Raw genomic sequence first — 14,681 nt, forward strand, 5'->3', positions numbered from 1 at the left:
TAGCTGATCTTAAAAAGCCTGTTTCTGACAGGTTTTTTTTTGCTTTAAACGCTTGCTATAACAAGCGTATACCTGCTATCACTGCATACATATTGTTTTTAAATATTGGGAATACTGATGCCCTGGTTACAGATCAAACTGGACGTTTTACCGGACAACGCTGAACAATACGAAGACCTGCTACTCGCTGCTGGCTGTGCCGCTGTAACATTGCAAGACTTGTCAGACCAGCCAATCTTTGAGCCGCCACTGGGCACCACCCCACTGTGGAGCAACACCGAACTAAGCGGGCTGTTTTCTGCCGATCACGATCTGGAAGCAACTACCCACTTCCTGCATAAGTCCCATCGCCAGCTATTCCCCAACAAACCATTTCCGACCATGAAAACCGAGATCCTGGAAGATAAGGACTGGGAACGCGAATGGATGGATAATTATCATCCGATGCAGTTCGGCGAGCGACTTTGGGTATGCCCAAGCTGGAAAGAAGCACCTAACCCTAATGCGGTTAACCTGATGCTTGACCCGGGCCTGGCATTTGGCACTGGTACTCATCCGACTACAGCCTTGTGCCTTAAGTTTCTCGATAGCCTCGAGCTGGACGGCAAACAAGTCGTCGATTACGGCTGTGGTTCAGGCATTCTTGGCATTGCCGCTTTATTGCTCGGCGCAGACCATGTGACTGCCGTCGATATTGATCCACAGGCACTTGAGGCCAGTGTCGACAACCTGGCCAGGAACAAACAGGCACCAGAAACAATGACTGTCTGCTTCCCGGAAAACACTCCAGAGATCGAAGCAGACCTTGTAATCGCTAACATTCTGGCAGGACCGTTAGTCGGCCTTGCTCCAACCTTGACCAAGCTGACCAAAACCGGAGGAAAGATAGTACTGTCCGGATTGCTCAGCCGCCAGGAAGAAGAGATCAGAGCGGCTTATGGCGACGCCTTCGAACTGGATCAGGTAGCCGAGTCAGAAGGCTGGATCAGAATCAACGGCATTAAGAAGTAACACCCTTTGACTATGATTCACCGCATTGTAACCGAGTGCCCTGCCTGCACTACCCGCTTTCAGGTAACCGACGGCCAGTTAAAGATTGCCAGCGGTAAGGTTCGATGCGGTTCATGCCTTGAAGTCTTCAACGCACAACTCTACCGCTGCGACGATATTAGTGATCCGGTAACATCGGTTTCAATATCGGCAGATGCAACACCGGAACAACCGTTCGAGCAGTTTGAAGTAGCTGAATTCATCCCGCCCCGACGTCGCTCCAGCAGTAGCCCGGAACAGAAGCATAATGAGGCCGGGGACTATAGCGAAAAGCAGATCAATCCGGAACATCAGGCCGTTGCAACAAATCCGGACGAGACAGAAAAAACTGAACATTCAGCGAGCCTGTTTCGCGATGAGTCCCTGACCGAACAGGTAAAGGCTGACTATGACACAGAGCCTGCAACAGCAATTGACCTGAACAAACCTGTTCAGGAACTGTTTCTTGAAACCCTGACCGGCCAGGCAACAACCGGACAAGCTGACGTGTCAGCGGACCCTGCCCTCTCTTCCCCATCACTTACAGAAAACCCCGAAGTGACAATCAACGCTCGGGACAGCTCTGCTACAGAGCATGCCTCACCATCAGAACCGACGTTAATGCAAACCCAGAATGAGCTAAACAACCCGGAACAACGACTCCAGCAGCGTTCGCCTGTCAATAGCATCCTCAGTGAACCGGTTATGATCAACAGCACCCGGCGTAAACCCGCGGCGTCAATTGGCTGGAGTCTGTTATCACTACTGACATTATTAGCCTTAATGGCACAGTTTCTCTGGTTTGAAAGAATCAGCTTGCGGCAGCAACCGATGCTGACCCCCTTCTATAGTCAGCTATGTCAGAGAGCCCCCTGCAATATGCCACTGCAGCGTGAAATCTCCAGCATTAGCACACAACAACTGATAGTGCAGCAACACCCTGAATATCAGGGCGCGCTCAATATCAGCGTTTTACTGGAAAACGCTGCTGGCTTCGAGCAACCCTACCCGGCAATTAAATTGTCATTTTCCGATCGTAAAGGCGAGCTGATCAGCCAACGCAAATTCCAGCCAGACGACTACCTGAGTAGCAGCGTAATAGATCCTCTGAAGATGCCGGTTAATCAGTCCGTTCAGGTTCGCCTGGAAATTCTCGATCCCGGTCGCAGAGCAGTAAGTTATCAGGCAGAGCTACTACCATCAAATAGCCTGACACCCTAGCAGAAAGCGCATACAGAACCCCCCTACCTAGCATTTTTCTGGTTTTTTGCAACACTAATAATGATCAAAAAACCATCAAAAACTGCTTGGCCCTTCCCCCCTGAAAGGGTATTATTGTCCGCCTTCCAAACGGCACAACAGTACGGGTTATGTTTCACTCCCGACGGTTGTTATTTCTTTAATTTTCAGGGTTGGCGCATGTTTCAGATCGGCCCCCATACCATTGCTAGCCAGGTCATTCTGGCACCAATGGCAGGCGTAACCGACTTACCGTTCCGACAACTGTGCAAACAGTTAGGCGCCGGTATGGTTGTATCTGAGATGGTGACCTCTGACACACGACTCTGGAATACCCGTAAATCCAGCTACCGCTTACAGAAAGATCAGGATGATGCTCTCTGCGTAGTACAGATTGCTGGCGGCGATCCACACATGATGGCTGAAGCAGCGCGAATTAATGCTGCTAACGGTGCGCATATTATCGATATAAATATGGGTTGCCCGGCGAAGAAAGTGTGTAATAAAGCTGCTGGTTCGGCATTGCTTAAAGATGAACAACTGGTTGCAGACATTCTCCAGGCAGCAGTCGCTGCTGTAGATATACCTGTAACGCTGAAGATCCGTACCGGTTGGGATACAAACAATCGAAATGGCGTCAGCATCGCCCGTATTGCAGAAGATGCGGGCATTAAGGCTCTGGCAGTACATGGCAGGACCCGGGCATGTGGTTATAAAGGGGAAGCGGAATACGACACTATCGCCGATATCCGTCAGGCGATATCTATTCCGCTATTCGCCAATGGCGATATCAATACACCACAAAAAGCCCGTCAGGTACTCGACCATACCGGTGCCAATGCAGTAATGCTTGGTCGTGCGGCCCAGGGAAACCCCTGGATTTTTCGCCAGATCAACCATTACCTGACGCAAGGTACCGAACTCCCCTGCCCCACCACTGAAGAAATACGCGACACCCTGCTAGGCCACCTGCAGGCATTGTATAACTTCTATGGTGACTACCTGGGTATCCGCATCGCCCGCAAACATGTGGGTTGGTACCTGAAGGATAAACAAGGGGCATCGGAGTTCAGAAAGGAATTTAACCGATTAGAAGAAACCCAACATCAGCTGGACAGCATCCGGAGCTATTTTTCGACCCTGCCCCGGACCGTAGCTGCAGCCTGAGTTAAGGTTCAATTTGGATTTTTGCAAGTGGATAACAAAACATTGAATACACAATTTAAAACCGGCGAATACGTAGAAGTCCAGGAGCGTACTTTGCGCGATAGCGTTGAAGTATCTATGAATAACTACTTCCATCAGCTGGATGGCCAGCCGGTCACAGACGTATACCAGATGGTACTCACTGAAATTGAAGCCCCGTTGTTTGAAGCTGTGATGACCTATACCAAGGACAATCAAACAAAAGCTTCAGAAGTATTGGGCCTGAATCGCGGTACCTTGCGCAAAAAGCTGAAGCAATACGGCTTGCTGTAATCAACTAAATTTCTTTAACTTACTTCAGAAGATTAAACCATGGCAGAGCAGAAAATCACTTCCGTTCGTCGCGCACTGATCAGTGTTTCCGACAAGACCGGTATCGTTGAATTCGCCCAGGCATTGAGCCAGCGCGGCGTTGAGATCCTTTCGACCGGCGGCACGTACAAGCTACTGAAAGACAGCGATGTTGCGGCGATCGAAGTTTCCGATTACACCGGTTTCCCGGAAATGATGGATGGTCGGGTTAAGACCCTGCACCCGAAAGTACATGGCGGTATTCTGGGCCGTCGTGGTACCGACGACGCGATCATGAACGAACACGGCATTACGCCGATCGACATGGTTGTCGTTAACCTGTATCCGTTTGAACAGGCGATAGCCCGTCCTGACTGTGATCTGCCTATGGCTATCGAGAACATCGATATCGGCGGTCCGACTATGGTTCGCTCTGCTGCGAAGAACCATAAAGATGTTGCCATCGTTGTTAATGCTGCCAACTACGACCGAATTATCAAAGAGCTGGATGAAAACAAGGGGCTGAGTCACCCGACCCGTTTTGATCTGGCTGTTCAGGCATTCGAACATACCGCAGCCTACGACGGTATGATCGCTAACTACCTGGGTGCTATCACCGATGGCAGCGAAGATGAGCCAGCAGATTTTCCACGTACCTTTAACACTCAGTTTGTTAAGGCTCAGGAGATGCGTTACGGCGAGAACCCACATCAGAAGGCTGCCTTCTACGTTGAAGCTAACCCGGCAGAAGCAAGCGTCGCTACGGCCCGTCAGCTGCAAGGTAAAGCGCTATCCTTCAATAACGTGGCAGACACCGATGCCGCCCTTGAATGCGTTAAACCATTTAATGAGCCAGCCTGTGTCATCGTTAAACACGCTAACCCGTGTGGCGTAGCCATTGGCTCTGACATTCTGGAAGCGTACAACAAAGCGTTCCAGACCGATCCAACCTCTGCTTTCGGCGGCATCATCGCCTTTAACCGAGAGCTGGATGCAGCAACGGCTCAGGCAATTGTCGAGCGTCAGTTTGTTGAAGTAATCATCGCACCAAGCGTTACTCAGGAAGCCTCGGATATCGTTGCCGGCAAGCCAAATGTACGTTTGCTTTCCTGCGGTGAATTATCAACCGATCGTGCCAGCCGTTTCGACTATAAGCGCGTTAACGGCGGCCTGCTGGTGCAGGATCAGGATCTGGGCATGGTTGATGCCAGCGAACTGAAAGTAGTGACTGAGCTACAGCCAACCGAACAAGAGATCCGCGATCTGCTGTTCTGCTGGGAAGTTGCTAAATTCGTTAAGTCCAATGCTATCGTATACGCTAAGGATGGACAGACTATTGGTATAGGTGCTGGCCAGATGAGCCGTGTATACAGCGCGAAGATCGCAGGTATCAAGGCGGCTGACGAAGGCCTGGAAGTTAAAGGTTCGGTTATGGCGTCTGACGCATTCTTCCCGTTCCGCGACGGTATCGACTCAGCAGCTGCCGCAGGTATTAAAGCGGTAATCCAGCCGGGTGGTTCAATGCGCGACCAGGAAGTAATTGATGCCGCTAACGAGCATGGCATGACGATGGTCTTTACCGGCATGCGCCACTTCCGCCACTAAACACTGTTATAACTAAAAGAGCCAGTTGATCTGGCTCTTCTCTTTTCTGGACGACTTCAGGATTAAGGTACAGATATGAACGTATTAGTAATTGGTTCCGGTGGCCGTGAACACGCACTGGCGTGGCAGGCAGCCAAGGACAGCAATGTCGCTAAGGTATTTGTTGCTCCCGGTAATGCCGGCACCGCGATTGAGCCTAAGCTGGAAAACGTTGCTATCGACGTTATGGATCAGGATACACTGGTTGCTTTCGCTAAAGAGAACAACGTAGCCCTGACCATTGTCGGCCCTGAAGCTCCACTGGTTGAAGGCATTGTTGATCGTTTTGAGAGTGAAGGCCTGCGTTGCTTTGGCCCGTCAAAAGGTGCAGCACAACTGGAAGGCTCTAAAGCGTTCACCAAAGACTTCCTGGAACGCCAGAAAATCCCTACCGGGAGCTATCAGAACTTTACCGAGATTGAGCCAGCCCTGGCTTATCTGCAGGAGAAAGGTGCGCCGATCGTTGTTAAAGCGGACGGTCTGGCCGCTGGCAAAGGTGTTATCGTTGCGATGACACTGAAGGAAGCTGAAGACGCGGTTAAAGATATGCTTGCTGGCAACGCTTTCGGCGAAGCCGGTCACCGGGTAGTTATCGAAGAGTTCCTGGATGGCGAAGAAGCCAGCTTCATCGTTATGGTTGACGGTACCAATGTACTGCCGATGGCCACCAGCCAGGACCATAAGCGTATGGGTAATGGCGACACAGGTCTTAACACTGGCGGTATGGGAGCGTACTCCCCGGCCCCCGTGGTAACCCCTGAGATCGATCAGCGCATTATGAACGAAGTTATCCTGCCGACCGTTAAAGGTATGGCTGAGGAAGGTAACACTTATGTTGGTTTCCTGTATGCCGGTCTGATGATTTCAGCCGATGGCACACCAAAGGTTATTGAATATAACTGCCGCTTTGGTGATCCGGAAACTCAGCCTATTATGCTGCGCCTGAAGTCCAGCATTGTCGAACTTTGCAATGCAGCCCTGGATGCCAAACTGGATCAGACTACTGCAGAATGGGATTCACGTTGCGCAGTCGGTGTTGTACTGGCCGCTGGCGGGTACCCGGGCGACTATGGCAAAGGTGATCCGATCAGCCTGCCAACAAGCGTTGCTGAAGGCACTAAGGTATTCCATGCTGGTACCGCTCAGAAAGATGGCCAGATTGTGACTAACGGTGGTCGCGTCCTCTGTGCTACTGCCATGGGCAACAGCGTTACAGAAGCCCAGCAACGGGCCTATGAACTGGTCAAGAAAATCGACTGGAATGGTGTTTACTATCGTGATGATATCGCCTTCCGCGCGATTGCCCGGGAACAGCAATAAGCTATTCTGCAGACCATCCCGAAACATCAAACAGCTGCTTTTTTGCAGCTGTTTTTTTATCCGGGCAGAGCGCTATAAAAGCATAATTAGGACTGGGGCTTACCCCAGCCGTTTTTCAGGCTATAATCGCCTGAATATGAATAACTAATCAGTCCTTAAATAGGTCGTAATCGATGTCATCCACGCTTAGTACCTGGTCTCTGAAGCAAGGTTTTGCCCGCACACTGCCACTGGTAATCGCTGTCTCCCTGACCTGCTTTACTGCAGTACAAGCCGCCGAGAAGAGGTCCACTTACTGTATGAATGCAGGGGCTGATAATAACTATGACTGCAGCAAATCACTGGATATCACTACCAACCAGGCCGATATTGATGCCAAGCTGAGCGAACTTAATCGCTGGTTGCAGGATGAAGAAAGTATTGCCAATGGCAGCAAGCCAGCGACTACAAGCTCGACACCGACCGACTCAGGACTAAGACAGAAGATCGAATTTAACTCTCAATTACTGGCTGATGAGCTCAAGCAAGCGAACCAGTTACAAACCCAGGGAAATCATCAGGCGGCTTTCGACCAGGTAAACAACTATCTGGTCACTAACCCGAAAGATCCTAATGGCTGGCTGTTATACGGCATCTCCCTGATGGATCAGAATAAACTGGATGCCGCCGCTAACGTATTCAGCAAATTGATTAAGCTCTATCCGAATGCACCCGAGCCGTATAATAATCTTGCGGCCATCTATGCAAAAAAGGGAGATAACGATAAAGCGGTCGATACACTGCTACAGGCGTTTAATACCCATCCGAGTTATGCCCAGGTTCAGCAGAACCTGAAAACAGTCTACGCAACCCTGGCAACCCAGGCTTATAATAGAGCGCTGGATCTGGATGAAGGCTCATCTGCGGGGGCCCCACAACTGGCTATTCTGGATCAGGTTTATCAACAGCCGGTACTGCCTGAAAAAACAACTTCGACAGCAGCACCAACACTTGGCACCACACTGTCCTCAACTATAACCTCTTCAGTGACTCAGGATACCGCTCAGAAGCCAGCAAAACTGGTAATTGAAGAACGTAAAGTATCCGAAGGTACGATTCCGGTGCTGGAGGAAGATACACCCGCTAAACCCCAGCCAATAGTTAATGTAGTTGCTAAGACAGCGGCTACTAATGAAGAAGTTACTGAAGATGCCGGAACAATTAAAGGTAATGCGGCCCATGAAGTAGCCGCCGCGATTGATCCGGCACTGCAGGCAGCTGAGACTCAGCGACAAAACCAGCAACAACAAACAACCAGCCCTGCAGCACAAGTTGCCAGCCAGCAGGCAGCCAACGCGGATGACCTGCTCAGCGAAACAAACGTACAGCAAATCCATGACCTGATCAGCCAATGGGCGAAATCATGGTCCGATCAGGACGTTGACCGCTATATCAGTTTTTACACTGAACAGTATCAGCCTGACAATAAGGTCAGCAACAAACAGTGGCGCTGGGGCCGTAACCAACGTCTGAACAAACCAAAGTATATCAAAGTTGCTATATCCGACATTTCCCTTGCAGCAATGCCTGAGGGCCGCATCAGAACCGTATTCTTGCAAAGCTATGAATCCAACACCTTCAGCGATTCGGTCTATAAGACGCTGATCTTTGTTACACAGAACGGCGAGTGGAAGATTGCAGCAGAAACATCTCTGTAATTACTTGTTGGTAAGTTAAGCCTGATCATCAGGAAACACACTAAAAATGAATAATAAAAAGGAGGCTTAAGCCTCCTGTTTATTATTGTCGCAACTAATGTATCAAGGTTTTCCGCGGTGCGGTTTGCCTTCGTAGGCGATCTTCCACTGGTCATTTTCCTGAATCCAGTACTGGCGCTTCTGGCTACTACCGCTGTAATTGTCACTGCTATAGTTCTGTTGAAAAGTCGCAATAAACATACCCGGCTTATCCGGGTGCTGATAAATACTTAAGTTTTCCAGCTCTACATCGATAAAGCTTTTGTTGCCGTTAACGCGACGTTTATGCTCAACAAACTGGCTATAGTCCATGTCACCACTGTTAAAGCTCGAGGCATAGTGCGTCAGATAACTATCGGCATCTAAGCTCTGCCAGTCATCACGCCACTGCTCAACGACGTCTTGCAGGGAAGCTTGTTTCGCCTGCCATGCACTGCGCTCCAGCCACTTAAACTCAGTGCCTATGAGCACCGGAGTGGCATTAAAATCAACGATCCCATCCAACTCGGTAAAATGATTGTTGCTCAGCGACAGGCACCCTTCACTGGCCTTTGGCGGACGACTGAAAGTGTCTTTCGGCGAACCATGAACCCAGATGCCACTGCCGGTATTCCCCAGACGGGTATCCCAGGCGTTAGGATAATTTATTGGTAAAGCACCGGTTCCGTAACGGGGAGGCAGCTGCTCATCTTTTAATCGGCCAGTTGTAAAATAGACACCCAGAGGCGTTTTAAGATCACCCCGTTTACGTTTATCGACACCACCCCGACCGTAAGACACATAGTAATCCCGGATCAGCTCCGGCACACCGTTCTGGTTAGAAAACAGATACAAACGGGAATTTTTCAGATCGATGACTATGACATGCTCCTGCTCAGGAGACATTTTCAACAGGCTGTCAGGTATTGTGCCGGGTTCAGGCTTACTGGCGGAAACACTTATTCTGGCACGGGCTTCAGAAATAAGACCCTGCAACGTTTTACTGTCGCTCTTACCATTATTGCCTACCGCACTCAAAGGGGCTCCCTGAGCCGCCATCAGGTCAGCATAGATCAGCTGTGCCAGACGAAAATCGGGTTGCTGTTCAAGCAGTGTCTTCAGCTTAGAGACGGCACCGCTCATCTGGTTGTTTTGCAGATCGCCCAGACTTGCCAGCAGCAAGGTCTCACGATCATAATTCATTTCTGAAACAACCGGATCAGCCTGCACCAAACAGGAAAATGAGGCATACAGCGTTACCAGCGCCAGGCGGCGCTTCAACCCATCCCTGTGGTCAGAAAACTTCTGCTTCATATATCCAACGACACCCCATTGATAACTACAGATAACCATAACAGATTACCATTGCGACAAACTTACCGGATTATACCTGCGTTAAGGAATCAGCCAAAGGCAGAATCCTACAAATTCAAACGGATATAGATAATTTTTAACCGTTAGCGGCAATTCATCTGCTTTCTTCAGCCATTTATCAACATATATCGACTTTGAACACCGTCAAAAAGTGCCATCTAGCAGCTAACAACAGGAAATCAAGCTACCAAAATGTGCATTTTTTTTTGCCGGTGACAATTTTCTCCTTGTTTATCACAGCTATCTATTCGCCACCCCTTATCAACAGTACCGATAATGCACTGCAGCATAAATTATTCGCTCTCGGCTAAGCGTCTGATTCTGCCAGCAATTATTTTTTCACCCCTGAACTTTCCTCAATCCTGTGCTATCCAAAGGGGGGGAACCTGTGCAAAAGGTGGTTTTCCAAAGTTTGATACGCGTACGGAGGATCCCGTCATGTTTAAACAGATGGAAAAAGCTGGCCTGCAGGATCTGCATTTTTGCAATGATCCTGATACCGGCTTACAAGCGATCATCGCGATCCACGATACATTTCGTGGCCCGGCTATCGGTGGCTGCCGGGTAATACCATACCCTTCAACGGAAGCTGCCATCGAGGATGCAATACGGCTTGCCAAAGGCATGAGTTACAAAGCAGCCCTGGCAGGTTTACCCCATGGTGGTGGCAAGGCGGTGATTATTAAACCGGAAAAAATCAATGATCGGCCCGCTATGATGCAATCATTCGGGCGCTTCATCGACACCCTGGGCGGGCGCTATATCACCGCTATGGATAGCGGTTCACAAATTGAAGATATGGATAATATTGCCCATGCCACCCGCTATGTTACCTGTACCAGTCATATGGGAGACCCCTCTCCTGCAACAGCCAGCGGTGTATTTGCCGGTATCCGAGCCACTATCGGTTTCAAACTGGGCCGTGACGATCTGGTCGGCATCCACGTAGCATTGCAGGGGCTGGGCCATGTCGGCTATGAAGTAGCCCGGCTGCTGTTCCACGCAGGAGCACGGCTTACCGTCTCCGATATCGACGCACTGAAAGTTGCCAAAGCCTGCAAGGAATTCAACGCCAACGCAATTAACCCACAGGAGATCTACAGTGCTCCTGTCGATCTTTTCTGCCCTTGCGGCTTAGGCGCCATCATAAATGAGGACACTATTAACCAGTTCCGCTGCCGCTGCATTGCAGGTTCAGCTAATAACCAGCTGGCTAATGATGCAATGGGGCAGGAACTGCTACAGCGCGGTATTTTGTATGCGCCGGACTACCTGATTAACTCCGGCGGACTGATCTTTGTAGCACTGCAGCACGCCCGCCATCCAGACTCTGTAATTCAGCAAAAAGTAGCCGGCATTCACGATGCCCTGCTAGAGCTATACCAGAACGCTGCCGAAGCTAACCTGCCGACCAATCTGATCGCCGATCAACGGGCAGAAGCAATTCTCAACCGTGCCAGCCTGAAACAATATACGGCGGCCTGAATCGCAGGCTAAAGGAGCATTTTATGGCCACTGTTTATCAAGCAGAAATCAATTACAGCTGTTTTCTCAACCCCGATGGCAGTACTTCTGGAAAGTTGCCAGACTGGACGGCCTCACCGGAAGCTCTGGTCGGTTACTACCGCAATATGGTACTGGCCCGTCAGCTGGACACCAAGATCATCGCCCTGCAGCGCACCGGACAGATAGGGACTTACGCTTCCCTTCTTGGCTCAGAAGCAATAGACGCAGTGACAGGCGCTTTGATGACAGCGCAGGATGTCTTGATCCCCTATTACCGAAATCACGCGCTGCAGATGTTTCGAGGGCAGGATATCGCCGACATGATGAGTTATTGGGGAGGTGATGAACGCGGCAACTCTGACCCAGCAATGGGACAGGATTTTCCTAACGCGGTGCCCATCGCCACCCAGGCATTGCATGCTACCGGAGTGGCCACGGCATTTAAAATTCGTGGCGAAAAGCGGGTCGCAGTCACCCATTGCGGCGACGGCGCGACGTCTAAGGGCGACTTTATGGAGGCCCTCAATGTCGCTGGCGCCTGGCAACTGCCGGTACTGTTCATCATCAACAACAATCAGTGGGCAATCTCTGTTCCACGCTCAATTCAGTGTGGTGCAGAAACCCTGGCGCAGAAAGCAATGGCAGCAGGAATTCGTGGGGAGCAGGTTGATGGTAACGATGTAATCGCATTGCATGAGGCGATCAGTACCGCGCTTAAACACGCGAGAGAAGGCAAAGGCGCCACCCTGATCGAAGCGATCAGCTATCGTCTTAGCGATCATACCACCGCCGATGATGCTACTCGTTACCGTCAGAACGACGAACTGAAAGAAGCCTGGGAGCGGGAACCGATAAAGCGCTTGCAGACCTTCCTCCACCAGCAGGGGTGGTGGGATGAAGTTCAGGAAAAAGCCTGGCTGGACGAAGTCAGTCAGATAATCAGTCAAAGTGTTGAACGCTATCTCAACATGCCGGATCAGCCGGTTACCAATATGATCGATTACCTCTATGCTGAATTACCGGTAGCGCTTCAGGAACAGCGTGAGCGAATCATCCGCAACGCTCAGCCAGGGGGGAATCATCATGAGTAATCCAATCACAATGATCGAAGCTGTCAATCTGGCGCTGATGTCGGAGATGGAACGGGATGAGTCAGTGATAATACTTGGTGAAGATGTCGGTGTTAACGGTGGCGTATTCCGCGCCACGGTTGGTTTAAAAGAAGCGTTTGGCATGAAACGGGTACTCGATACGCCACTGGCAGAAACCATGATCGCAGGCCTGTCAGTCGGTATGGCGACACAAGGCCTGAAACCGGTAGCCGAAATCCAGTTCATGGGCTTTATCTTTCCCACCATGGAACATCTGGTCTGTCATGCTGCCCGATTACGCAACCGTACCCGCGGCCGTCTCAGTTGCCCTCTGGTTATAAGAGTACCTTTTGGCGGGGGCATCCATGCCCCGGAACACCACTCAGAAAGTACCGAGGCACTGTTTGCCCACATCCCCGGACTTAGAGTAGTTATCCCCTCTTCACCGGCCCGTGCCTATGGCTTGCTACTGGCCGCAATACGTAACCCCGATCCGGTTATTTTTATGGAACCAAAACGGATCTACCGGCTCAATGCTCAACCCGTTGAGGACAGTGGTGAAGCCCTGCCGCTTGATACCTGCTACACCCTGCGCGAAGGCTCAGATATAACACTGGTGAGCTGGGGCGCGATGATCAAGGAAACTCTGGAAGCAGCGGAGCAGCTGGCAGAACAAGGCATCAGCTGCGAAGTGATAGACCTGGTTACTATCAATCCGATCGATCACGCCACTATTCTGGCATCAGTCACCAAAACCGGTCGTTGCGTGATCATCCATGAAGCGCCAAAAAGCTGCGCAGTCGGTGCAGAAATCTCTGCCACTATTGCCGAAAAAGCACTGCTACACCTGCAAGCCCCTGTGCTGCGAGTCGCCGGCTATGACACTGTAATGCCCTATTACCGGATGGAGAATCACTACATGCCGAATGGTGCAGATATTGTCGAAGCCGTAACCAACACATTGGAGTTCTCATGAAGTATTTCAAACTGCCAGACCTGGGCGAGGGCCTGCCAGAAGCTGAAATTCTGGAGTGGCACATTAGTGAAGGGGATAACGTAAAGACCGATCAGGCTCTGGTCTCGGTAGAAACGGCCAAAGCGATTATCGAAATCCCGTCCCCCCAGGATGGAGTGATAGCGCACCTGTTCGGGCAAGCCGGCGATACCATTCATACCGGCGAGCCGCTGATCGAATTTGGCGGCGATGAACACGAAGACAGCGGCACCGTAGTCGGTGAGCTAAAAAGTGCAGCGCCAAGCCACAGCGCCGACCATTTTTTCATCGGCGCATCCCCCAGTACGGCTCAGCATCAACCACAGATGACACCCTCGGTCAGAGCGCTGGCCAGCCGTTTAAATGTCGATATATCCAGTCTGAAAGGCAGCGGCCGTGATGGCCATGTCACTCCGGAAGATATTGAACGCGCAGCACAGGTAGACCGGACTCACGGTAAAGCAGAACCACTGCGCGGAGTGCGTAAGCAGATGGCAAAAAACATGGCCCGAGCCCATGCCGAAGTGGTCCCGGTTACACTCTGCGAAGATGTCGATATCCATGACTGGAGCGCGAATGAAGATATTACCATGCGTCTGATCCATGCTATCGCCGCAGGTTGTCAGGCAGAGGCAGCACTCAATGCCTGGTTCGACGGTCAACAACTGGCCCGCAGACTGCACAGTAAAATCAATCTTGGGGTTGCGGTAGATACCGATCAGGGGCTGTTTGTACCGGTGATTCGCGATATTGGCAACCGCAGCCTGGAAGACATCCGTACCGGGCTGAACCGCCTGCGTGAAGATGTTATCAAACGCACTATCCCGCCTTCGGAACTGCAAGGAGGAACAATCACCCTGAGCAATTTCGGCACTATCGCCGGGCGCTATGCCAGTCCGATTGTAGTCCCCCCTACTGTGGCAATTCTTGGCGCGGGAGTGATTCGCGAGCAGATCATGCCATTTGCCGGAAAAGCCCAAGTTCGCAAGGTACTCCCCCTGTCCCTAACCTTCGACCACCGCGCAGCAACCGGTGGCGAAGCGGCACGTTTTATGCGCGCCACGCTAGACGATTTATCCAAAAAATCAATCAGTTAATAATATTTTTATTTCCTGTTCCGGGGACAAAAAAAGTCAATAATTCAGCTTCTTTCAGTCTAGCTTGGACTAAACTGAAAGAAGCGATAACTGAGAGATAAGATTATGAGCCCTTAATATTATGCAGGGACGGCCCAGGCCTGAGCCCGAAAAGTAGAGTACAGATACAGGAAGG

The 14,681-nt window shown here is 50.8% G+C and carries 12 protein-coding genes; 11 read left to right on the forward strand and 1 reads right to left on the reverse strand.

The genetic code is table 11. The annotated features are described in order from the left end of the window. Positions 1-117: 117 nt before the first annotated feature. The 7 genes from prmA (at position 118) to ACQUQM_RS15290 (ending at position 8,426) form a co-directional block, all read left to right on the forward strand. On the forward strand, positions 118-1,011 hold the full coding sequence (gene prmA, locus ACQUQM_RS15260; protein ID WP_432470747.1) for a 50S ribosomal protein L11 methyltransferase: 894 nt from the start codon (positions 118-120) through the stop codon (positions 1,009-1,011). 12 nt (positions 1,012-1,023) lie between these two features. Beyond that, entirely contained in the window at positions 1,024-2,250 is a 1,227-nt protein-coding gene (locus tag ACQUQM_RS15265) for a DUF3426 domain-containing protein (protein WP_432474833.1), read from the forward strand. A 198-nt stretch (positions 2,251-2,448) separates the two neighbouring features. Then, a complete protein-coding gene (gene dusB / locus ACQUQM_RS15270) occupies positions 2,449-3,435 on the forward strand; it encodes a tRNA dihydrouridine synthase DusB (RefSeq protein WP_432470748.1) in 987 nt (328 codons plus the stop codon). A 42-nt stretch (positions 3,436-3,477) separates the two neighbouring features. After that, the gene (gene fis, locus ACQUQM_RS15275) at positions 3,478-3,747 is read left to right on the forward strand and encodes a DNA-binding transcriptional regulator Fis (protein WP_432470749.1); all 270 of its coding nucleotides are present in this window, start codon (positions 3,478-3,480) and stop codon (positions 3,745-3,747) included. Positions 3,748-3,786: 39 nt separating this feature from the next. Beyond that, positions 3,787-5,370 (forward strand): bifunctional phosphoribosylaminoimidazolecarboxamide formyltransferase/IMP cyclohydrolase, encoded by a 1,584-nt coding sequence (gene purH, locus ACQUQM_RS15280; RefSeq protein ID WP_432470750.1) that lies wholly within the window; start codon positions 3,787-3,789, stop codon positions 5,368-5,370. A 75-nt stretch (positions 5,371-5,445) separates the two neighbouring features. Next, positions 5,446-6,729 (forward strand): phosphoribosylamine--glycine ligase, encoded by a 1,284-nt coding sequence (gene purD / locus ACQUQM_RS15285; RefSeq protein ID WP_432470751.1) that lies wholly within the window; start codon positions 5,446-5,448, stop codon positions 6,727-6,729. A gap of 173 nt (positions 6,730-6,902) precedes the next feature. After that, positions 6,903-8,426 carry a L,D-transpeptidase Cds6 family protein gene (locus tag ACQUQM_RS15290; protein WP_432470752.1) on the forward strand — a complete coding sequence of 508 codons (1,524 nt, stop codon included), beginning with the start codon at positions 6,903-6,905 and terminating at the stop codon, positions 8,424-8,426. Positions 8,427-8,528: 102 nt separating this feature from the next. On the opposite strand, the gene ACQUQM_RS15295 is transcribed toward ACQUQM_RS15290, so the two are convergent. After that, entirely contained in the window at positions 8,529-9,758 is a 1,230-nt protein-coding gene (locus tag ACQUQM_RS15295) for a L,D-transpeptidase family protein (RefSeq protein WP_432470753.1), read from the reverse strand. A gap of 498 nt (positions 9,759-10,256) precedes the next feature. Here ACQUQM_RS15295 and ACQUQM_RS15300 point away from each other — a divergent pair, with 498 nt between their 5' ends. The 4 genes from ACQUQM_RS15300 to ACQUQM_RS15315 are packed head-to-tail and all read left to right on the forward strand — an operon-like array spanning position 10,257 to position 14,506. After that, entirely contained in the window at positions 10,257-11,303 is a 1,047-nt protein-coding gene (locus ACQUQM_RS15300; protein ID WP_432470754.1) for a Leu/Phe/Val dehydrogenase, read from the forward strand. A gap of 23 nt (positions 11,304-11,326) precedes the next feature. Then, entirely contained in the window at positions 11,327-12,415 is a 1,089-nt protein-coding gene (pdhA, locus tag ACQUQM_RS15305; protein WP_432470755.1) for a pyruvate dehydrogenase (acetyl-transferring) E1 component subunit alpha, read from the forward strand. After that, entirely contained in the window at positions 12,408-13,391 is a 984-nt protein-coding gene (locus ACQUQM_RS15310; protein WP_432470756.1) for an alpha-ketoacid dehydrogenase subunit beta, read from the forward strand. The genes pdhA and ACQUQM_RS15310 overlap by 8 nt, the downstream gene beginning before the upstream one ends. Next, the gene (locus tag ACQUQM_RS15315) at positions 13,388-14,506 is read left to right on the forward strand and encodes a dihydrolipoamide acetyltransferase family protein (RefSeq protein ID WP_432470757.1); all 1,119 of its coding nucleotides are present in this window, start codon (positions 13,388-13,390) and stop codon (positions 14,504-14,506) included. The genes ACQUQM_RS15310 and ACQUQM_RS15315 overlap by 4 nt, the downstream gene beginning before the upstream one ends. Positions 14,507-14,681: the final 175 nt, after the last annotated feature.

The sequence above is a fragment of the Amphritea sp. HPY genome (assembly GCF_050870985.1).
Lineage (GTDB): Bacteria > Pseudomonadota > Gammaproteobacteria > Pseudomonadales > Balneatricaceae > Amphritea.